The sequence below is a fragment of the Polyangium sp. y55x31 genome (genome assembly GCF_029946505.1).
GTDB lineage: Bacteria > Myxococcota_A > Polyangia > Polyangiales > Polyangiaceae > Polyangium.
In genome coordinates this window covers 311,226-333,044 of record NZ_JARZHG010000003.1, presented here as the reverse complement: position 1 = coordinate 333,044, position 21,819 = coordinate 311,226, and the positions used below count along the sequence as shown (strand labels likewise).

Here is a 21,819-nt window from a genome sequence, read left to right as displayed (position 1 = left end):
GGAGGAGCGGGGGTATGCGTGGGGGGCTGACATCACTGGGAATCTGGAGCTTTTTGGGCGGCATCGTCCCGGCCACGGCGCTCTCCGTCGTGTTGTCGGGGCCCACGGACGGGCGCACATCCGAGCCTCACGCGCTCGGGGCCAAAGAGACGCCCGCGATGGCCACGCGGCCCGTGCGCATGGTCATGAGCGCGGCGTTCGTGTCGGAGTCCGGCATCGATCTCTACGAGAACATCGCGCATCATCTGGCACGGAAAAACGGGATCACGATCGAGGTCACGACGGGCCTCGCCTACAGCACGATCAACAGCATGCTGCAGACGGGCGCCGTGGAGCTCGGCTTCATCTGCGGATTGCCCTACACCGCGCTCCGCGACGAGCCGACCCCGCGCGCCGAGCTCCTCGGCGCGCCCGTCATGAAGTACCCTCGTTATGGGGGGCGGCCCGTGTACTTCGCGGATCTCGTGGTGCGGAGCGACAGCACGTATCATTCCCTGGAGGATCTCCGGGGTCGCACCTTCGTGTACAATGACGAGCGGTCGCACACCGGGTACAACGCGCCCCGTCACCGCCTGATGGAGCGCGGCTTCACGAGCGGCTTCTTCGGCAAGGTCGTGCGCTCCGGCTCGCATGAGGAGTCGATTCGCATGGTGGCCGCGGGCGAGGCGGACGCGAGCTGGGTGGACAGCCTGGTGCTCGATTACGATCGCGAAAAACGCCGCGGCCGCGCGGGCGAGGTGCGGGTCCTCGAGAGCATCGGTCCCATGACCGTGAGCCCGGTCATTGCCTCGCCCGATCTGCCGGCAGAGCTCCGCGCCGCGCTCCGGCGAACGCTCCTCGGCATGCACGAAGATCCGGACGGCAAGCGGCTGCTCGACGACGCGCTCATCGAGCGGTTCGCGCCGGTCGAGGACGACCAATACGACGAGCACCGCTCCATGAAGACCGCCGCCGAAAAGGCGGGGATCGTCGCGATCCGATGAGCGCGCCGCCGCCTCGCGCGGACATGCGCGGCCTCGTCCGGTCCTTCGTGGTGCTCGTCGCCGCGAGCGTGGCCTTGCAGCTCGCCTCACTGATGGCTGGGCGCGAGATCAGCCTCCGCACCGAGCAACGCCGCCTCTTGCTCTCGGCCTCCGATGCCACGCGTGAGCTTCTGGATCGGTACGAGAGCAACATGTACCTCGCCGTCGTGGGGCTCTCGACGTCCGATTGGGATCTCTTGCTCCGGCAGCGAAAGCTGGCAAAGGTCCTCGAAGCGCAGGTCACGCAAAACCTCGCGGCGCTGCGGCTCGGGGGAAAGGCGCACATCGGCGGCGCCGAGGTCGCGCTCCTCGCCGACGATGATCCTGCGATGAAGGAGCGACTCGCAGCCGCGGAGCCCCTCTGGGCCGAGGTGCGGACGAGCGCCGTACGCGTGCTCCGCTCGGACAACCAATCGCTCCGGAACAACCCCGACATCGAGCGATTCCAGGCGGCGTCGCAGCGACTCGAAGAGGCGCTCGACGAACTCGACGCGGACATGGGCCGGCGCGCCGGGCCCGATCTGCTCTGGCTCGGGCGGGCGCAACGGGCGCTGCCGGTCGGGACCGTGGCCCTGATGCTCATGCTCGGCGTCTTCGTTTTCCGCCGCATCCTCCTGCCCTTCGACGCATCCATGAAGGACCTCGCGCGGAGCGAGGGCGAATTACGCGTGGCGCGTGACGAGCTCGAACATCGGGTGGAGGAGCGTACGGCGGAGCTCTCGGCGGCGAATGCCGAGCTCGTGGCGGAGCGCGAAAAGCTCGCGCGTGCGAACCACGAGCTCGAACGGCAGGAAGAGGCGCTCCGGCGCTCCAACGAGGAGCTCGAACGGCGGGTGGAGGAACGCACGGCGGAGCTCCGGGAGGCGCAGCAACGCTCGCTCGAGCTCGCGCGGCAGGCGGGCATGACGGAGATCGCCTCCAACGTGCTGCACAACGTGGGCAACGTGCTGAACCACGTGAATACCGGAAGCGCGATGCTCGCGGAGCGGCTGCGGGCGCTCCGGGTCGAGCCCATCCTCAAGGCGGCCGAGATGCTGGAGGCGCAGAAGGCAAACCTGGCCGGGTTTTTCTCGACAGACGAGCGTGGACGCAGGCTGCCGGAGTATTTCGGCAAGCTCGGCCAGAGCCTCGCCGCCGAGCGAACGGAGCTCGTCTCCCTCGTGGGCGGGCTCGAAGAGCACGTCGCGCACATCCGCGCGGTCGTCGATTTCCAGCAGAGTTATGCGACGGTGACGAACCTCGACGAGCCGGTGGATCTGAAGGCGGTCCTGGAGGACGCGCTGCGCATCACCATGGCGAGCCGCGGCCGGGGCGGGGTGGTCGTCGAGCGCGCGCTTTCGCCGCTGCCGCGGGCGCTCTGCGACAAGCACAAGGTGCTGCAGATCGTCCTGAACCTCCTCGCCAACGCGAAATGGGCGCTCGACGAGCGCGAGGGAGAGGACAAGCGCCTCTCGGTGCGGCTCGCGCGACCGGCGGAGGACCGGGTGCGCATCCAGGTCATCGACAATGGCGTGGGGATCGACGCCGCGCTGCTCACGAAGATCTTCCAGCACGGGTTCACGACGCGGAAAGGCGGCCACGGCTTCGGGCTGCATTCCTCGGCGCTCGTGGCCCGCGCCATGGGCGGGAGCCTCGCCGTGGAGAGCGAGGGCCCAGGCCGCGGGGCGACGTTCACGCTGGAGTTCCCGTTTCGACCTGCGGAGGGATGAGCCGTCAGCCCGGCGCGGTTTCCGCGGCCGTCTCCTCGGCGGTTTGTCCAGACAGACGCGTGCCGCAGAGGACGTCCCACAGGTAGAGCGCCTCGCCGAAATGCGTGTTCGCCCGGGCGTGGTGCACGTTGTGGAAGGCCGAGGTGTTGAGGAAGATTCGAGGCAACGTCTTCTCGACCCACGACAGGGTCACGCCGCAGTGGAGATAGAAGTTCAGGTTCACGAATCCCACGACCAGCGCGAAATAGAGCGGCGCCCAGTGCACCGCCTCGGGCATGCACAGAAAAAGAATCGGCCAGAAGGTGAGCAGCGCCTCGACCGGGGCCACGGCGAACCCGGCGAAGGCGGTGGGATCACGGAAGACGTGGTGGGATTTGTGGAATCCGAACAAGAGCCGCGTGTGCAGCAGCCGATGTTTCCAGTAGAGCCACGCGTCGATCACCATCACGCCGAGGAAGGTCTGCACGAGGACCCGCGCCAGGCTCACGCCGTGCGCGTCGAGGTCCCAGACGAGCCCCGTCGGGTGCCCCAATCGCCACGCCGTGAGGGGCCAGGCCATGAGGCAGGCGGCGACGTACATGGCGCGCGCCGTCTCGAAGGCTTCCCGCGCCATGGGCGCCGGCTTGATCCGCGGCCCTTGAATTCGCGCCCCGAGGCGGCGCGAGAGCCATGTCACGATCGCCGCGCCCGAAAGCACCGGCACCACGAGGACGGCAAAGGAAACACCGAGGCTCGAGAACCAGGTCCCCGGGCTCCCGTGAAGAAGCCCAGCGGCCGTCAGGGCGACGAGGACCGCCGCGTCGATGATCTCGTGAATGGTCCAGCGCCGAGCATGCAGCGCGGGAGGCGGGGCTCGCATGAAATACCTCCGATCGGATCGCGCCGAGCGATGTATCACGGCTCGCATCGGTTCATCAATTCCCCGCAGCAACCCGACGACACGATGCAGTACAACGGTGGCGGGATTTTGAAGATGGAGTCCCTCCGCGCAACGGACGCGGAGGGATTCCCGCGGGGCCTCAGCCGCCGCCGTTCTCGACCGTGAGCCCCAGATAAAGCAGCTTGGGGTCCGCCGGCGAGGCGACGATGGCCGATACATCATCGTTCGCGTTGTGCGTCTTCGTGACCTTGCCGGTACCGTGATCGTAACGGAAAAGGTCGGTCCCGTAGTCGTTGTACTCCATGCCGAACACGAAGTAGAGCACGTTCACGTCGGCCGCGTGCGGCACGAGCAGCGTGCCATTGATGAGGTCGACGTCCGCCGATTCGGTGACGACCGCATCGAAGGTCTTGCCGCCGTCGCTCGATCGATAGATGTGGCGGATGTCCGGGCCCATCTCCAGCGCCTCGGCCCAGACGACGTCCCCGTCCACGGGAGACACGACGAGGGAAAACGCGTTCACTCCGTTCGCGCCGAGGCCCTCGCTCTTGAACCACGTCGCGCCGCCGTCGAACGAGACGGAAGCGCCGTCCACGGATTGGCCCCAGAGCACATGGTCGAGATTTTTGGGGTCGAAGGCAAAACGATACCCGATGATGTTGCCCGACGCGGGAGGCGTGCCCTGCTTCGACCACGTCTCGCCGCCGTCGTGCGATTCGTGCAGGCTGCCGCTCGCGTCGCCCACGCGCAGGTGTTTGGCGTCGCCGGGATCGACGCCCAGGCCGACGATGTTCGGTGCGGGCGTCGAAAAGGCGTGGGGGCCCGTTTCATCGATTCGATAAAACCCGGGACCGTTTTCGTTCCACGCGTACGCGAGCCCTCCCTGCGCGGCCGTGATCCTGAAATTGCTCCCCGAAAGCGTACCCACCTCGTTCCAGGTGCAGCCGGCGTCCTCGGAGCGCAAAAGCTTCCCCTTGTGCTCGGCGAGCAGCGTATTCGGTATGTCGAGCGCCGCGAGCCCGTAGGTGTATCCGATTCCCTGGAGTTGCCCCGGGGTTTGTGCGAGGGTGAGGCCTTCATCGAGCGTGAACGTCACGGCGGAGGTCCCGCTCACCGATTCGCATGCAGGCAGCGCCCAGCCAGGCGTGGAGCCGCCCGTTCCCCCTGTGCCACCTGTGCCACCCGCGCCACCCGCGCCACCCGCGCCGCCTGCGCCGTTGCCACCCGTGCCGTCGATTCCAGGGGGGTCATCGGTCCCGCAGCCGACAAAGAGCGCGCCCGCCGTGGCAAGGGCGCAGAGAAGAATAAGGTTCGTCTTTGCAAGCATGATGTTCCTCATGGGTGGGGCGCGCACGCTTTCATGCGTGGGCGAGATGCAAGCCCATCCCGACGCGGACCGCTGCAACCGGCATGCCTTCGCTTCCCGCTTGCGCTACCCCTCGCCTCTTCCGGTGGCGATGGGTGGCCCGGCGAGGGGTAACTCGACGATGAACGTCGCTCCGGCGGAAGGCGCGCTCTGGACGCGGATCGAACCGCCGTGCGCCTCGGCGAGCTTGCGGCTCAGGTAAAGACCAAGCCCGAGGCCGCCGTAATACTTGCTGGGCACGGCGCGGACGAAACGTTCGAAGATGCGGCTCTGCTGCGCCGGATCGATGCCGATTCCGTGATCCTTGATCGCGAGCCGCGCGATGCCGTCCTCCTGGTCGATGAAGATCTCGATGGGTTTGCCGGCCCCGAATTTGACGGCGTTCGAGAGCAGATTGACGACGATCTGTTCGATCCGGGCGGGATCCCAGTGGCCCACGACCGGAGAATGGTCCCGGATCGAAGCCGAGCACCGGGCCTGCGAGAGCTGCAGCTTGAATTGCTCGACCACGTCCCCGACGAGGGCCCTGAGGTCGACGGCGGCGAGCTCGAGCGGGAGCTGCCCCGTGTGGACCTGCGCGATGCTCAGGAGATCGTCGTTGAGCCGGCGCAGGCGTGCGCCTTGCCGCAAGGCACGCTCGGCGAGCTTCGTCATGCTCTGCGGGTCGCTGGAGGGGCCCGATTGGCTGGCGCGTGCCATCGATTGCAACGAGAGCATGAGCGACGTGAGCGGCGTGTTGAGCTCGTGCGACGCCATCGACAAAAACTCGTCGCGCGCGTGGATGGCCTCCTGGGTCGCCCGATGGAGCCGCGCATTGTCGATCGCGGTCGCGGCCCGGCGCGCCACTTCCTTTGCCAGCTCGAGGTCGGCGCTCCCGTAGGTGCGGCCCGACGCGCCAAAGACGAGAGACAGCACCCCCAGGGTTTGTCCACGCGAAACGAGAGGCACGGCGAGCATCGATGTGGTTCCGAGCGCACGGAGGATCCTCCCATGCCCTTCGTCCTCTGTATGGGTATGGAGGCAAGCGCCCGAGAGATCGGGGAGCAGGACCGGCTCCCCCGTGGCAAGGGCTCTCGCGGCCGGATGGGACGAGCCCTCGCGGGGCGGATATCGCCGCTGGAGCTCCTCGAGCAATGGCGTCTTCGCGGGGTCCTTGTGCACCCCGGCGATGCGCCGGATCTCGTCTCCCTCCATGGTATCGATCACACACCAATCGGCCATGGATCGCACGCAGAGGTGCCCGAGGCGCGCGAGTGTATCCTCGTAATCGAGCGACTTCGAGAGGAGCTCCCCGGCCTCGGCCAGGAGCGCCGAGCGCCGCTCCGCCTCCTCGGCCGCGGCCCGCGCCGCCTGCTCGTCGGAAAGGAGCCGCGCATTCTGCAAGGAAATGGCCGCCTGGACCGCGAGGAGAGAAAGCGCGACGAGCCGATTCGGCGTGAACGCGCCGATGAGCAGGTTGTTCTCGAGATAAAGCAGCCCGACCACGTTGGCCTGCCTCAAAATGGGCAGGCAAAGGACCGACTTGGGCCGCTCGCGGGTGACGTACGGGTCCGCGGCAAACTTGCTCGCCGTCGCGTCGTCGAGGAGCACCCGCTCCTTCGTCCGCTGCGCATATCGCACGATCATGGCCGGCACGAGGGAGGAGGACGAAATCGGCAGCGACGGGAGGAGCCTCGTCACCGCCCCTCTCTCTTCGAGGCGCGCCTCGGCGTCGATCGTGAGATCGCCATTTCGCAAAAGGAGCAGATAGGCCTTCTGGGCGCCGCCCTCTTCGAGGACGACCCGGAGGAGGGTGCGGGCCAGCTCGTCGAGGAGGATTTCCCCCGAAATGGTCTGGGAGGCCTTGACGACGGAGAGCAGATCGAGCTGCTCGGTGCGCAGCGCGAACGTGGCGGTCGCCGTGAGCGGCCTGTGCTCCCGGAGGCGCGGATTCTGCTCGTCGATCTGCCTCACCTTTCCATCGGCCCCCCAGCGCTCGTAGCAGGCGCGGGCCTCGTCGAGATACGTATCGGCCACCTGCTCGAACCCCCGTGCCCGGTAAAACCTCGACGAGAGCTCGTAGGCGAGCCCCTCTTCATGGATGAAGCCATGTTCACGCGCGGACCGGATGGCCTGCTCGTAAAGGCGCATGGCGTCGAGGTCGCGCCCCTCGACGCGAGCGACCTCGGCCGAGACCAGAGCATGTCGATGGAGATAATTTTCGGGGCAATTCTCCGCCCAGAGCGCGAGCTTCCGCAGCACGCCCCCGATGCGCCGATCGAGCTCCCCCCGCTCGTCGGCCGGAGCAGCCGGGAGGAGCTGCACCATCGTGAGCGCGTGGAAGAAATGGTGCGTGGCCTCGATCGGCATGGCCATGGCGGCGCCGAGGTTCGTCGCCGCTCTTTCCGCGAACGAGAGCGCCTCCGCGTGGCGCCCGTAAAGGAACGCCGTGATCTGCTTCATGATGTCGTGAAAGACGATGCCGCAGCCGAACGTCGCCCGGGTGATCGCCGCGAGGCACGCGTCTTCGTGGAACGTGGCGTCGTCGAAGCTCGTCGGCCCCTGCGTCGCGCCCTTCAGGCAAGCCACGAATTGTCGCTCGAGCCGGATGGTCTCGTAGACCGGGACGTTATGGCTCTGCCTGGCGAACGCGGCATATTTTCTCGATACCTCGAGCACCTCGTCGAGCGGGTCGCCCTTCTCCACGACCTGCCAGACGGTCTCGAAGGCGAGGAAGCCGGCATAAACGAGGTCGCCGACCTCCAGGCACGCCTGGAAGGCTCGCTCGAGAATGGGGATGCCGGTGGCGAAGGGCCTCCGCCAGAAGTTGATGTGGTCGCCGTGCAGGTGAAGGAGCGTCCCCTTCAGCCGGGGATCGTGAAACTTCTCGTTCAACCGCAGCGACATCTCGGAGAACGCATAGCCGAGCGGGATGTCGCCGAACGCCGACACCAGCATCAGGCCATAGATGCTGTACGCGAAGCAGGACTGCTGGGTATTGCCATACTTCAGGGACGAGCTCACCGCCTTGAGGGCGAACAGGGGAAACAGGTTCGGCCGCCCGATGTACGCGCAAGGCGCCGCCTCGACGAGCAGGCCAATGATCGTCCGCCCATCCGGATCGGTGGCCATGGGCGCGTCGAGAATATCGGCGACGCGACGACCCCTGAGGTGCGTCCGGATCACCTCGACCTCGGCCTCCGTCGCGGCCCGCAGCGATTCGTCCGAATCGGGGAGCGTCACGTCGAAGAGGCGCAGCGCTTCGAGCGCGACGGTGACCCCCTCGTCGTACCTCCCGGAGACCTGATAGAGGCGCATCCGCAGGCCATACACCGCGGCGCTGTCGAGATGGGAGCGGGCATGCGCGAGGATCAGATTGAACAGCTCGTCCGCCGATTCGAAGTTGCCGACGAGGTACTCGCACTCGGACCGCTCCAGATAAAGTTCGAGCGTCTCGTCGTAGAGCGCGCTCCAGGCGTCCTTGGGCAAGAGCGCCGTCGCCTGGGCCAGGTAATTGCGGGCCGACACATGGGCGACCGTGGCCTTCGCCTTCATTCCCGCCAGGAAGTTGAGCCGCCGGAGCGACGCCTTTTCGCGCGCGTCGGTGATGAGCTCCCCCCCGCGATTGAGCTGGCTCACGACATCGAAGACGTGCTCCTCGATGGCCGCCGCGGGCATGTTGGCCAGGAAGAGCCGACCGATCCGCAAATGCATCTCCACGCGGAGCTCCGCCGAGACGAGCGAATAGGCCGCCTCCTGGATGCGGTCGTGAAGGAAACGGTAGGAATCGCCCACGCGGACGATGAGCCCTGCACGGACGGCGTCCCAGAGCGCCGCGTGCACATCGTCCTCCACGTCGCCGCGAATCATCGCGATCGTGTCGGCGTCCGCGCGGTTGCCGAGGCACGAGACGTGGGTCAGCACGTCCTGGGTCTTCGCAGGGAGCCGCTTCAGCTTGTCGACCATCAGGTCGATCACGTTGTCGGTGAAGCTCTTTTCGCGGATCCTTGCCACGTCCCACCGAAAGGCCACCGCATCCTCGTCGAATTCGATCAGGCGCTCCTCGTAGAGCGCGGTGAGGAACTGGATGACGAAGAATGGATTGCCGGCCGTCTTCTCGTGAACGAGCTCCGCGAGCGGCTCGGCCTCCTCCACGGAGCAGCGGAGGGTGTCGCTGAGGAACGCCGCGAGCTGACTCTTTTGAAGCGGACCGAGCACGATGTCGGTGACGCGCACGGCCGACTTCCGCACCTCGTTCGTGGCCAGGATCAGCGGATGGGTGGGGGGCACCTCGCTATTGCGGTATGCGCCGACGACGAGGAGGCTATGCATCTCGGGATCGGTCAAGAGGTCCAGGAGGAGCGCGAGACTCGCCGAATCGACCCATTGCATGTCGTCGACGAAGACCACGAGCGGGTGCTCCCGCTGCGCGAAGACGCCGATGAATTCGCGGAACACGAGGTGGAACCGATTCCGCGCCTCGCCGGGCGGAAGCGCAGGGACCGAGGGTTGCGCGCCGAGGACGAGCTCGACCGGCGGGATCACGTCCACGATGAGCCTCCCATTGACCCCGAGGGCGGCCGCGAGCCGCTGCTTCCAGGCCGCGATACGCTCCTCGCTTTCGGCCAGAATCTCGAGCACGAGCTCCTGGAAGGCCTGGACGATCGTCGAATAGGGGATATCGCTCTTGATCAGATCGAACTTGCCCGAAACGAAAAACGCTCGCTCCCGGACGACGGGCTCGTGGAGCTCGTGGACGAGCGCGGACTTCCCGGCCCCCGGCTCCCCGGAGACGAGCACGAGCTCCGGCCTCCCCGTGGTCACGACGCGGTCGAAGGCGTCGCACACGAGGGTGATCTCCGCCTCCCTGCCATGAAGCTTCTGCGATAACTGGAGGCGGTCCGGCACGTCCAGCGCGCCCGGGGGGAACGGCTCGATATGCCTGCCCTCGATCCATTGCGCGAGGCACCTCTCCAGATCGTGCAGCACGCCCCGCGCGCTCTGGTAGCGGTCGCAGGGCATCTTGGCCAAGAGGTGCATCACGACCCGCGCAATGGCCTCGGGCACCTCGGGGACGATCTCGGAGGGAGATGGAGGGACACGCGCCAGGTGGAAATGAATCCACTCGAGCGGATCTTGCGCCTCGAAGGGGACCCTGCCCGTGAGCATCTCGTAGAACGTGATGCCGAGCGAATAGAGGTCGGTGCGGGAGTCGACCGCCCGGTTCATTCGCCCAGTTTGCTCCGGCGACATGTACGGCAGCGAGCCCTCGATTTGCTCCGGGCTCTGCGGCGACGCGTGCTCGCGGGGAAGTCGAGATGCGATTCCGAAATCGGTGAGCTTCGCCTCGCCCGTCGTGGGCTGGACGATGACGTTCTGGGGCTTGATGTCCTTGTGGACGATGCCATGCCGGTGGATGTCCGCGACCGCGGTCGTGATACGAATCGCGAGCCGCAAAAAGCGCTCCGTCTCCATCGGCGCCCCGAGCAAGCGGTCGAGGGGCGTGCCGGCCATATCCTCCAGAACGAGCGCCGGCTGCCCGTGATACGTGTCGAGGGCGAGCGGCCTGATGACGGTCGAGAGGTTCAGCGACTCGGAGAGCGCTTGCTCGTGCTTCAATCGTTCGATGTCCTGCGGCCGGCTGCGCTTCGGATCGAGCGCTTTGAGGATCACCCGGCGGCCATCACTTTCTCGGGTCGCGCGGAGCACGAGCGTCCCCCGACCCTCGAACAGGGTCTCGATGATCGTGTACGGGGAGGGACTCTGCATCTCCATGAAATGTGGTGCGGCGAGCAGGCGGGCGGCGGCGCCGGGCGCGGATGAGGCCTGCATGGGATTGTAAGCACAAGTCGCACCACGCCATCCCGACGCTGCGCCGCGCCGCGGTGACGATGCCGAGACCGAGCCGCCGCGACCTCAGGAGGGAATGACTTTTTTCATCGAGCGACGGGTGACGAGCCAGAAGACGACGATGATGGTGAGCGACAGGACGCCTGCTCCGACCCACGCCGAGGGAGGCGCCTCGCGGATGGCGTCGAAGACCTTTTCGCCGAAATAGGCGGTCGCCAGGAGGGGCAGGAAGTACCCGGCCAGCGAGCCCCAGAAATGCGTCTGGAAGCGAACCCGGGAGATGCCGAAAAACACGTGGAGCATGGGCGGCATCCAGAAGATCAAGCGGAGCAGGAACACGGTGGAGAACGCCCGCTTCTCGAGGGCCTCTTCATAGGCGCGGAAGCGCGCCGGTACGAGCTTCGAGACCCAATCGCGAGCGACGAACCGCGCGAACGAAAAGCCCACCACGCTCGCCGCCATGGTGCCGGTCATGGAGAGCGCGAACGCCACCGGCCACGGCCATATGAGCGGCGCCGCCAGGATGAAGATCGTGCCCGGCACGCCGAACGGCTGGAGTGCGGCGTACGCCGCCACGAACGCCGCATACCCCCACGGTCCGAGTTCCACGAGCGCCTGCTTGATGCGCGCGGGCTCGCTGAAGACCTCGAACAAGCCCAGGCGCTGCGCCACGAAAAGCCCGACCGCCACCGCGGCCACGGCGGCGATCTTCATGTTGCGGAGCGAGCGGCTCGCCGCGGGGTCCGGCGGGGGATCGGGCGGGCGCACGCGACCAGGTTTACAGCCCGCGTCGCATCTGTCAAGTCTGGTTGACAAAGTAAGCAAGGATTGTCAACATTGTAAGACCGTGCGCGAGACGAGCCCCAGCGACAGGTACGAGGAGGACCCGCGCCGCCGCAAGCTGATGGACGCGGCGCTCACGGTGTTCACGCGCTTCGGTTTCCGGAAGGCGTCGATGGACGAGGTGGCGCGCGCCGCGGGCATCTCGCGGCAGGGTCTTTACCTGCATTTCGCCACCAAGGAAGATCTGTTCCGCGCGTCGGTGGAGTACCTCCTCGTCACCGCGCTCGCGGGCGCGACGGAGGTCCTCGCCGACGCCGAACTGCCGCTGGAGAAGCGGCTCGTGACGGCGTTCGACTTGTGGGTCGGCCGGTTCGTCGGCGCGCTCGGGCCCGACGCGGCGGACCTCGCAGCGGCCGCGAAGGAAATCGTCGGGCCGATGGTCGGCGAGCATGAAGCGCAGTTCGTCGAGGCCGTGGCCAAGGCCCTGCGCGCCGCCGGGCTTTTGGCCGTCTACAAGCCCGTGGGGGTCACTGCGCCAAAACTCGCGGAGACATTGTATGCCACGGCGCGCGGGCTGAAACACGGCTCTGCGACGCGCGAGGCGTTCATCGAGAGCATGCACGTCGCGGTGCGCGTGATGTGCATGCCGCTGCAGGAGGCCGGCAACCGGCCACGCAAACCACGCGACAAGACGCGATAGCTCGAGGGCAAGAGGTATGAAAGTCCTTCTCTTCGGTGCGACGGGGATGGTCGGGCTGGGTGTGCTGCGTGAGTGTCTGCTCGACCCCGGGGTGGAGAGCGTGCTCGCCGTGGTGCGCAGCGCGACGGGACAGCAGCATGAAAAGCTGCGCGAGCTCATCCACGACGATTTCACGAATTTCTCCGCCATCGAGAGCCAGCTCGCCGGATACGACGCGTGCTTCTTTTGCCTGGGCGTCTCCGCGTCCGGGATGAAGGAGGCCGACTACCACCACATCACCTACGATTTCACGATGGCGGCAGCGGAGACGCTCGTCCGCCAGAGCCCCGGGATGACGTTCATCTATGTCTCCGGTGCGGGCACCGACAGCACCGAACGCGGACGCTGGATGTGGGCCCGCGTGAAGGGCAAGACCGAGAATGCGCTGATGCGGCTGCCTTTCAAGGCGAGCTACATGTTCCGGCCGGGGTACATCCAGCCGCGGCACGGCATCGTCTCGAAGACGAGGCTCTATCGCGCCGGGTATGCCGTCATGGGGCCGCTTTTCCCCCTCTTGCGCCGCATGGCCCCGAAGTACGTGATCACGACCGAAGACGTGGGGCGAGCGATGCTCCAGGTGGCCCGGCACGGCGCGGACGGGCGCGTGCTGGAAAACCCGGACCTCAACACGCTCTCGCAGGCATATTCGCGGGAAGCACCTCGCTGAGGCGTTTTTCTATCCCCGCTTCGGGCGCGGATACCGGATGATCACCACGTGCATGTGGGAATCCTCCTCCAACCTGGAGGTTTGAATCGAGATGGCACCTTCCTTTTTCAGCTTCTGAAAATCCGCCGCGGTCAGCGTCAGCTTGTGCGCATGCCCGGCGAGACCTTGAACGTCGTAGGTCTTGTCCGTCCCGGCATCCATGTCGGACGCCGTGATCACCACCTCGTGCTCGTCTTTCCCGCTGAACTCCGCCGCGCAGACGGTCACCCATTCCGGCGGATCCTCCGCGGGCGCGCAACGCACGTGCACCCGGTGCGTATGCGTGAGGCCCTGGGTGCTCTTGGCGCGCAGGAGCTCCCCCCGCAACAGGGTCTTCATATCGTCCGCCGTGAGCGTCACCTCGTGCGGATGTTTCGCGGTCCCCGCGATCTGATACGTCTTTTCCGCCCCGGCCAGGACGTCGGCCAGCGTCACCACGAAAACGTGACCGTGGTTTTTCCCGACCCTGCAGATCACCCTCGCATACGATGGCTCGGGCGGCTTTGCTGCGGGCTCCGGCGCCGCATTCGTGGCGGGATCCGGGGTCGTATTCGTGGCGGGCTCCGGATGGGCTTCGACGGCGGACGTCGCGCTCGCGCTCGGCTGCGCGGTCGGCCCAGAGATGGGGGCGGTGCTCGGGCCGGAAGCCGGTGTCCGGGAGGCCGTTTGCCCTGCCGCGGTGTTCGGAGATGGGCCACCGCACCCCGTCCATGGGAGCGACGCTGCGGCTGCTACGATCTGGAGAGCTTGTCGCCTGCGCATGAGTGCCTCGATAGAGTCTGCGGTCGCGTCTAGCGTCAGGACCCCTCCTGGGACAATCGGAACCCCCTCTCCACCAGGCGCGGCTCTGTCCCCGGGGAAAAACTCCTCTCGAGGAACCTGACCTCACCCGTTTTCGCGAACGTGACCACCGAGCTCGACCGCGTCCCATAAAAGGGAGGCCTCCGCGCATCGTCGATGAACAGCGGCGCGAGCATGCGCTCCATCTCCAACCCCACGCCGGTGTCCGGCAGCTCCGCGTCCGGGGCCCCCTGCTCCGAATGTAGCATCTGGAAAAACGCCTCGGGCCCCGGGAGCGGATGTTCTCCGACGAGCTTCGTGAAGGCGCCCTTGCCCTGCACGAGCTTCGGCCAGGGCGTGTCGAGGAGGTGATTGCTGAGCCCGTAGACGCCGGGCGCGAGGCGGCGCGACTCGCCCGTCTGGCTCGCGAAATAGGCCGCCTCGCCCCGCGTGCCCACGATCAGGTTGAATCCGTTGTACTCACGCGCGCGCGGCCGCAGGCTCTCCGTGTATTCATGCGGCGAGCCCTCACCCAGGAGATACTCCACCACGAGCGCGCCGCGCGATTGCGCGTCCGCGCGGTGCGCCGCGGGGTCCCGGAAGTTCGTGATGGCCGCGAAGCGCCCGGACCTCGTCACGCCGAGCCACGTCCCGCCGCTCTGCAGGTCGCGCCCCGCCAGGATCTCGGGATGATCCTCCCAGAAATGCGTCTCCCGCGTCGGACGGGCGAACACCTCGTCGCGATTGGCCGCCAGCACCACGTCGAAATCGGGATGCACCCCGAAGCCCAGGAACAACACGCACATACGCGGGGAGTCTAGCCGGCCGCAGGCGGATCCGACATCAGCAACGTCTCGAGCACGTCCGTCAGCTCGTCCACGCGGACGGGCTTCGTCAGGTACCGGAAGAACCCGGCTTGCTCGGCCCGCTTCTTGTCCCGATCCATCGCCGCCGCGCTCAACGCGATGACCGGGATCGCTCGGGTCTCCGGCCATTCGCGGAGCTTCCGCAAAGCGTCGAACCCGCTCATCCCGGGCAGGTTGATATCCATCAGGATGACCTCGGGCTTGCGGGCCCGCGCGAGCTCGATCCCGATTTCGGCGTTCGGCGCGGTGAACAGTTCGACGCGCTCGAGATCCTCGATCAGCGCCTCCATGAACGCGATATTCGAGGGGTTGTCCTCCACGTACAGCACCGTGTACCGCGGCCCCTCGCCGTCCCGCAGCGGCGAGCTTTCCGGGGGCAGGTGGCTCGTGGCGTTGCCGAACACCTGCTCCGGCTTCATCGCCGGCAGCTCCACCCAAAACTCGGAGCCCTCGCCCGCGATGCTGCGAAAGCCCACGCTCCCGCCCATCATCTCGGCGAGGCGCTTCGTGATCGTGAGCCCGATGCCCGTCCCTTCGATCGGGCCTGTCTCCTGGCCGGCACGCTGAAACGGCTGGAAGATCTTTCCCTGTTTGTCCTCGGGGATCCCCATCCCGTTGTCGACGACGACGATCCGCACGCGCTCGCCGGGGACGACCTTCGTCTCGAACACGGCGCGCCCGCCCTGCCTGCCGTACTTGATCGCGTTCGATCCGAAGTTCATCAGGATCTGCGCGAAGCGCGTCCGGTCCGCCGAGACCATCGGCAGATCGTCGGGCAACGGCGCGACGACGAGCTCGATGCCGGCGCGCTCGGCCATCGGATCGAGCGCGGTCTTCGCCTCGAGGAGCACCTCCGTCACGCGCACCGGCTCCATCGACATCGGCACGTTGCCCGTCTCGATCCGGGACAGATCGAGCACGTCGTCGATGAGGCGCAAGAGGTGCTCGCCCGCCTTGAGCACCTGGTCCACCATGCCCTTTTGCCGCGCGTTGAGCGGCGTCTTCCGGTCGCGCTGCAGGAGCTGACCGAAGCCGAGGATGGCGTTCAGCGGCGTGCGGAGCTCGTGGCTCATCGAGGACAAGAACTCGCTCTTCGCGGCGCTCGCGGCCTCGGCCGTGGCGCGCGCCTGGCGCAGCTCGTCCTCGCGATGCGCGTCGTCGGTCACGTCCCAGATCGTCGTGACGATGCCCCCCTCGGCCGTCTTCCGATCGGTGATGCGCAAGGAGCGATGATCCTTCGTCCGCACCTCGAACGTGCCCTTCGGATCACGCCGATACGCGAGGCGCCGCGCGCGGAACGTGTCCGCCGACTCCGCGCCGAGGTCGAACACGCCGCGGGCGAGGAGCGCGTCCGTCAGCGCCTCGAAGGTCTCGCCGAACACCGGGCCGGCGACGTCGGCGAGCGTCCTGCGATAGGCGCTGTTGCAGAGCACGAGCCGATCATCCGCGTCGAACAGGGCAAACGGATCCAGAAAGCTCTCGACGGCGCTGAGCAGCCGCTCCGACGCGAGCTTCGCCGCGGCCTCCATCCGCCTGCGGTCGCGGCTGTCGCGGATCGCGGCGGAGACCACGATGCCCCGCGGCGTGTGCAGCGGGCTCAGGCTCACCTCGATCGCCACCTCCGCGCCGTTCTTGTGGCGGCCGGAGAGCGCCATCCCGGACCCCATCGGCCGGAGCTTCGGCGCGGCGATGAACTCTGTACGGTATCCCGTGTGCTTGGGTCGGAACCGCTCCGGAATGAGGATCTCGACGGGCTGACCGAGGAGCTCGGAGCGCGCGTAGCCGAAGAGAGCCTCGGTCTGCGCGTTGACGAACTCGATGAGCCCGCGTTCGTCCACGATGACCATCGCATCGGGCGCCGTCTCGAAGAGCTGACGGAACCACGTCTCGGCCGGTTCGTCCGGGCCAGCGTCATGACTCATGAGGTACCCTCACGCATACCATGGTCCCGGGCGCCGCGTCCTCGACCCAGATCCGGCCCCCGTGCGCCTCGACCGCGATCTTGCAGAAGGAGAGGCCGAGCCCGCGGCCCGAGCGGCTGGCGACATCGGACGAGGCGTCGAGTTGCACGAAGCGGTCGAAGATCCGCTCGCGCATCTCGACGGGGATGCCCGGACCACGATCCGTCACCCGCACCTCGACCTCACGCTCCAGTTGCGCGGCGCTGAGCCGCACGGCGCTGCGTCCGGGCGCGTGACGAATGGCGTTCTCGGTCAGGTTCTCCAGCACGCGCTGGAAGAGATCCTGGTCGACCACGAGGTCCAGCGCCTCGACGTCCGCCTCCAGCGTCACCCGCATGGCCCGCGCGTGCGCCTCGAACGTCTCGCGCACCACGTCCACGAGCGCGCGTAGATTGACATTCGTGCGCTTTGGCACGAGCTTGCCCTCCTCGCCCTTGCTGAGGTCGAGCAGGTTGTGAATGAGCCGCATGAGGCGCCGCGCCGAACCGCGGATCTGCGCGGCCGTATCGCGGGCGTCCTCGGGCAGCGCGCGATCACGCACGAGCGCCTGGGCGAGCAGGTCCATCGCTCCGACCGGATTCTTCAGGTCGTGAATGACGAAGGACATGAGCATTTCTTTCTGGAGCTGCAGCCGCATCAGGTCGTCGCGCTGCCGTCGGATGAGATCGTAATGATCGCGGAGCTCGGCGCTCAGGCGTCGCAACCGGAGCGCGGCCTGGATGCGGACGACGAGCTCCGTCGGCCGGACGGGCTTCGTGAGGAAGTCGTCGGCGCCCACGAGCAGCGCCCGATCGAACGTATCGACGTCGCGCAGGGCCGTGAGGAAGATGATCGGAACGTCCGCGCCGCCTGGAAGGGCGCGGATTCGCTCGCATACCGCGAAGCCGTCGAGCCCTGGCATGCGCACGTCGAGCAGCACGCAATCGGGAGCCGCCTGCTCGAAGGCTCGTAATCCTTCTTCCCCGTTCGACGCCAGGATGACCTCGTACCCTTCGGCGTCGACGGTGGCCGCCACGAGCGCCCGATTTTGCTCGTTGTCGTCGACGGCCAAAATTCTCGGGCTGCGCTCCACCGCGTCCATGATGGAGCTCCTACTCTGGCCGCTGCCCGCGATCGGCGTCAAGAGAAACACACACCCTCGGCCCCCGAGCGCGGATCGAGCCGCCGGCGCCTCAGCAGAAGAAGCACTTGTTCCGCTGGGCCGGCTCCGGATCGAAGCGAACGCGACCGCAGGTGTCGCAGACGCACAGGTTCGATTCGTAAAAATCACGCCGACCGAGGATATCCGTGACGAAGAGGCACGTCACGATGTCGCTCAAGCCATCGTAGCTGCGCGGGCGCGCCACCCACTGCATCGTATCGCCCACGAGGGCCCGCCGGACGCGGCCGGTGAAGATGGCGGCCGAGAGAAACCGGTCGTCGCTCGGCGTCTGGATGAGCCCACGCAGATGACCGACCACGCGGGCGCGGGCGCGGACCAGGATGGCGTCCGTCTCGTCCGACGGCGGGACTTCGGGCAGGAAGATGCTGCAATGCTTGTCGGAGGGCAATGCGCCGAAGAGCGGCTCATGAAGGTGCCACGGGTGGGGCATGGTGCCCGTGTGCACGAGGTTGCGGTCGATCCAGGCGCGGAGCTCCTCTTTGCACATGCGGTGCGAGGCGACGCCCTCCAGGAAGGAAAGCGCCGCGGCGAGCGGGCTACTCGGCTGGGAGGCAGGGCTCGGGGTGGCGAAACGACGGACGCTGCCGCCGCTGGAGGGGACGGGCATCCCGTCATTCGAATCGAACCTCTTCATTCCGACGAGGTGCCTGGGCGAGTGCTGGATCGACATGGGCGAGACGCTCAAGCAATCGCCGGACCAGCGTCTCTTCGATTGCCAAACGGCAGAACCATTTCGTAGGGCGACGCAGACGATGGAACTTTCGGTTCGGGGCATTCATCCCGAGCCCCGCGTTCACGGCTGGGACGGCGGACAGACGCAGACGGGATCGGAGTTCACGTAGGCGCAGGTCCCCGCGCACGTGTCGTCACAGTCCTCGAGGATGACCCACTCGTCGTTGAGACACTGCACGACGAAGTCCTCGCTGCAGAGGTCATTTCCCTCGAAGCACACCTCCTCGGCCAGGATGATGCACCCGCCCACGGGCAGGGCGAGCAGCGTCAGGGGGACGAGGGCCAAGAACCAGGGCCTTCGGCGGCGATTCGTCACGCGCATGGCTTTTCCTCTCGAGCAGTCGATGCTCCGCCCGCTCGCAGCATGCGCCATGCCGACGTTTGCCCTGCGGTTTTGCCCTCGATCCGCGCGTCTGCACGACTGCAAACAGTGCACCGCCGTGCAGCGCTTGCGCGTGTGCAGATGCCATGGCGTGCGTCTGCCCGATTCCAGCAGCCCGCCGTGCCTGAACTCCACTCGAAGGCGCCAACCGCATGCGGCGCCAACGCCGTGACGGTCGTCGTGCCCGCCCTGTTTCAGCGCTCCCGCTGCTCGTCCCCGAACCGCTCCAGGAACTCGTCGTACGTCCCATTGAAGAGCCGCGGCCCTTTGCGGGACAGCTGGAGCACGCGCGTCCCGAGCTTGCCGATGAAATGCCGATCGTGGCTCGTCACCACGACGGTCCCTTTGAACGCGATGAGCGCCTGCAACAGCGCGTCGATGCTCTCCACGTCGAGGTGGTTCGTCGGCTCGTCCAGGACCACCACGTTGTTCTTCAGCAGGATGAGCTTCGCCAGGACCAGCCGCGCTGCCTCCCCGCCCGACAGGCTCTCCGTCTTCTTGAGCCCTGCTTCGCCGCTGAAGAGCAGCTTCCCCAGCACCGAACGCACGTCTTCGAGCTGCGCCTCCGGATCGAAGCGGTGCAGCCATTCGTACGCGGAGTACCCGGGTTCGAGCGCCTCGTGATGATCCTGCGCGAAATACCCCACGTTCGTATCGTGGCCCCACACGATGGTCCCCGCGTCCGGCGCGTGCTCCGCCACGAGCAGCTTGAGCAGCGTCGACTTGCCGATGCCGCTCGGCCCGATCACGGCGAGTTTGTCCCCGCGATTGAGGTTCAGACCGAGCCCCTCGATCACCCGCAGATCACCGAAGCTCTTCGACAGCCCCTCCACGCGGAGCACGTCGCGGCCGGACGGTTTTTCGATCTCGAACTTGATGTACGGCCGCACCACGCTCGATCGACGCACCTGGATGCTGTTTTCGAGCTTCTCCATCTCCTTCACGCGCGACTGCGCCTGGCTCGACCGGCTGGCGCTCGCGCCGAAGCGGGCCACGAAGTCCTTGAGCTCCGCGATCTTCTTCTTCTTCTGGGCCGCGTCCGCCTCCGACTGGCGCTTCCCGGTCGTCTTCTGCTCGATGAAATCGTCATAATCGCCCGTGTACACGGTCACCGTCTGGTAATCGACGTCGGCGACGTGCGTGGCGATCGCGTTCATGAAATGCCGATCGTGGCTGACGACGAGCAGCGTCCCGCGGAAGTCGTGCGTCAGGTAGGATTCGAGCCAGCGGATGGAGTCGAGGTCGAGGTGGTTCGTCGGCTCGTCGAGGAGCAGGACGTCGGCGCCCGCGAACAACGTCTGCGCGATGAGCACGCGCAGCTTGTACCCGCCCGCCAGCGTGCTGACGGTATCGAGATGCCGGTGCGACGGGATTCCGAGGCCTTCCAGGATCTCCGCGGCGCGGGCCTCGGCGGTGTAGCCGTCCTCTTCGCCGATCGTCCCTTCGAGCTCAGCGAGGCGCATGCCGACCTCGTCGTCCATCTCGCCTGCGAGCAGCCGCTCCTTCTCTTGCGTGGCGTCCCAGAGGACGCGGTTGCCCATGAGCACGGCGTCGAGGATGCGGACGGACTCGTACGCGAAGTGGTCCTGCGAGAGCACGCCGACCTTGAGCTTGCCCGGGATCTCGACCGAGCCTTGATCCGACTCTTGCTCCCCCGAGATCACCTTGAGCAGCGTGGATTTTCCCGCGCCGTTCGCCCCGACGAGCGCGTACCGCTTGCCCGGATCGAACCGCATCGAGACGTTTTCGAAGAGAATTTTCGGGCCGAAGCGCTTGGCGAGCTTGTCGAGCGTGATCATCGCGGCGCCCGACCTAGCACGTGTTCCGGACGTTTGCCGCAGCCATGGAGACGATGGGGGAGGAACGTAGCCGGCGGACGTGGGCCGCAGTACGGGCTCAACCAGGCGGCAGGGCGGTCAGCGTCCGGAGGAATTTCTCCCGATCGTAACCGGTGATAATCCACACGCCCGAACCCGGCGACAGTCGCGAGCCCCAGGCGCCTTTCTCGCGATAAAGCTCGACCTCGGCCCACGCTCCGATCGAGGGATCGATCGCGCAGCACGCCGCCAATGGATCGTGAAACGCCTTGCCGCCCATGGCCTCCGGCGCCGACTCTTCGACCTCGGGCGACGAGCGGATGGGCTGCCTCTCCCGCTTCTTCTCCAGATAGACGTCCATGCCCTCCCAGATCAGGCGAAGAGACGAGCTCTTGTCCTTCAGGGCCCCGATCCGATCGTGCATCTCGTGGTCGTAGATCACGCCATGACAAACGTTCTTCGAGACGAACCGGCGGCTCCCGATCCCGGGGTATCGAAGCGCCTCCAGCGCCGACTTCGGATCTCCGTTGAGGTTGTAGGTCGGACAGGTGATCATCCCGCGAAATTTGGGGAGCTGGCGCTCGGGTGGGACGACGCCCTCGCCGGCGAAGCCTCCCTGCACGACGAGGCGGCCCACCTGGAAGCCGGGGAGCTTCATGGCGCCGCCCAGGTTCTTGAGCGGAGCGCCCGTGATCAGGGTGGTCTTTTCGTCGCATACGGCGCGCAAGACCTCGGGGCCCGGCGCGGCGTCGCGCGAAGGAGGAATCTCGCCGTAGGCCTTGTAATGCCAGGAGGAGACACACACGCCTCGTGGCCCGTGCCGCCCCTCCCCCGGGCCCGTGCCTTCCCGGATCGATTTGGGTTGATGGTCGAGGTTGAACGCGCCCACCGGGATGTCCCTGCCAAACCACTGGAGGGCCTTTCGCACCACGCCGACCTGGTCGGGTGTGCCCGGGGTGATGGTCACGGCTTTGAGGTTCACCTCGGGGTGGCCGAGCAGGAAGAGCAGCGTGATGAAATCATCCGGATCGCCGGTCTCCATGTCCCATACGACGTCGAGCATGTTGCCTCCGCTCCTGCGGGGT

The 21,819-nt window shown here is 66.8% G+C and carries 16 protein-coding genes; 4 read left to right on the top strand and 12 right to left on the bottom strand.

Features of this window, described 5'->3' with window-relative positions; all coding sequences use genetic code 11:
• Window positions 1–14 precede the first annotated feature (14 nt).
• A complete protein-coding gene (locus QHF84_RS07680) occupies window positions 15–983 on the top strand; it encodes a PhnD/SsuA/transferrin family substrate-binding protein (protein ID WP_281312537.1) in 969 nt (322 codons plus the stop codon).
• A complete protein-coding gene (locus tag QHF84_RS07675; RefSeq protein WP_281312536.1) occupies window positions 980–2,731 on the top strand; it encodes an ATP-binding protein in 1,752 nt (583 codons plus the stop codon). Before QHF84_RS07680 ends, QHF84_RS07675 begins: the two co-directional genes overlap by 4 nt.
• Window positions 2,732–2,735: 4 nt before the next feature.
• Here QHF84_RS07675 and QHF84_RS07670 read toward each other — a convergent pair whose 3' ends face one another.
• The 4 genes from QHF84_RS07670 to QHF84_RS07655 all read right to left on the bottom strand — a co-directional run bounded on the left by QHF84_RS07670 (window position 2,736) and on the right by QHF84_RS07655 (window position 11,574).
• Window positions 2,736–3,590, bottom strand: a complete 855-nt coding sequence (locus tag QHF84_RS07670; RefSeq protein WP_281312535.1) for a sterol desaturase family protein — start codon at window positions 3,588–3,590, stop codon at window positions 2,736–2,738.
• Between the two features lie 160 nt (window positions 3,591–3,750).
• Window positions 3,751–4,938, bottom strand: coding sequence for a sialidase family protein (locus QHF84_RS07665; RefSeq protein WP_281312534.1), 1,188 nt, complete (start codon window positions 4,936–4,938; stop codon window positions 3,751–3,753).
• 105 nt (window positions 4,939–5,043) lie between these two features.
• Entirely contained in the window at window positions 5,044–10,788 is a 5,745-nt protein-coding gene (locus QHF84_RS07660; RefSeq protein WP_281312533.1) for an ATP-binding sensor histidine kinase, read from the bottom strand.
• Between the two features lie 84 nt (window positions 10,789–10,872).
• On the bottom strand, window positions 10,873–11,574 hold the full coding sequence (locus QHF84_RS07655; protein WP_281312532.1) for a VTT domain-containing protein: 702 nt from the start codon (window positions 11,572–11,574) through the stop codon (window positions 10,873–10,875).
• A gap of 79 nt (window positions 11,575–11,653) precedes the next feature.
• On the opposite strand from QHF84_RS07655, the gene QHF84_RS07650 reads away from it, so the two are divergent.
• Both QHF84_RS07650 and QHF84_RS07645 read left to right on the top strand, forming a co-directional pair.
• Window positions 11,654–12,289, top strand: coding sequence for a TetR/AcrR family transcriptional regulator (locus QHF84_RS07650; protein WP_281312531.1), 636 nt, complete (start codon window positions 11,654–11,656; stop codon window positions 12,287–12,289).
• A gap of 16 nt (window positions 12,290–12,305) precedes the next feature.
• Complete coding sequence (locus QHF84_RS07645; RefSeq protein ID WP_281312530.1) at window positions 12,306–12,995, top strand: NAD(P)H-binding protein; 690 nt, start codon at window positions 12,306–12,308, stop codon at window positions 12,993–12,995.
• Window positions 12,996–13,004: 9 nt separating this feature from the next.
• On the opposite strand, the gene QHF84_RS07640 is transcribed toward QHF84_RS07645, so the two are convergent.
• From QHF84_RS07640 to QHF84_RS07605, 8 genes are all read right to left on the bottom strand, one after another.
• Complete coding sequence (locus tag QHF84_RS07640; protein WP_281312529.1) at window positions 13,005–13,469, bottom strand: hypothetical protein; 465 nt, start codon at window positions 13,467–13,469, stop codon at window positions 13,005–13,007.
• A gap of 362 nt (window positions 13,470–13,831) precedes the next feature.
• Window positions 13,832–14,620: an NRDE family protein gene (locus QHF84_RS07635; RefSeq protein WP_281312528.1), complete on the bottom strand. Its 789-nt coding sequence runs from the start codon at window positions 14,618–14,620 to the stop codon at window positions 13,832–13,834.
• Between the two features lie 11 nt (window positions 14,621–14,631).
• On the bottom strand, window positions 14,632–16,602 hold the full coding sequence (locus QHF84_RS07630) for an ATP-binding protein (protein WP_281312527.1): 1,971 nt from the start codon (window positions 16,600–16,602) through the stop codon (window positions 14,632–14,634).
• Window positions 16,592–17,722 (bottom strand): hybrid sensor histidine kinase/response regulator, encoded by a 1,131-nt coding sequence (locus QHF84_RS07625; RefSeq protein ID WP_281312526.1) that lies wholly within the window; start codon window positions 17,720–17,722, stop codon window positions 16,592–16,594. The genes QHF84_RS07630 and QHF84_RS07625 overlap by 11 nt, the downstream gene beginning before the upstream one ends.
• A 91-nt stretch (window positions 17,723–17,813) precedes the next feature.
• On the bottom strand, window positions 17,814–18,473 hold the full coding sequence (locus QHF84_RS07620) for a hypothetical protein (RefSeq protein ID WP_281312525.1): 660 nt from the start codon (window positions 18,471–18,473) through the stop codon (window positions 17,814–17,816).
• A gap of 123 nt (window positions 18,474–18,596) precedes the next feature.
• A complete protein-coding gene (locus QHF84_RS07615) occupies window positions 18,597–18,857 on the bottom strand; it encodes a hypothetical protein (RefSeq protein WP_281312524.1) in 261 nt (86 codons plus the stop codon).
• A 254-nt stretch (window positions 18,858–19,111) separates the two neighbouring features.
• Window positions 19,112–20,716, bottom strand: coding sequence for an ATP-binding cassette domain-containing protein (locus QHF84_RS07610; RefSeq protein WP_281312523.1), 1,605 nt, complete (start codon window positions 20,714–20,716; stop codon window positions 19,112–19,114).
• 97 nt (window positions 20,717–20,813) lie between these two features.
• A complete protein-coding gene (locus QHF84_RS07605; protein ID WP_281312522.1) occupies window positions 20,814–21,797 on the bottom strand; it encodes a nucleoside hydrolase in 984 nt (327 codons plus the stop codon).
• Window positions 21,798–21,819: the final 22 nt, after the last annotated feature.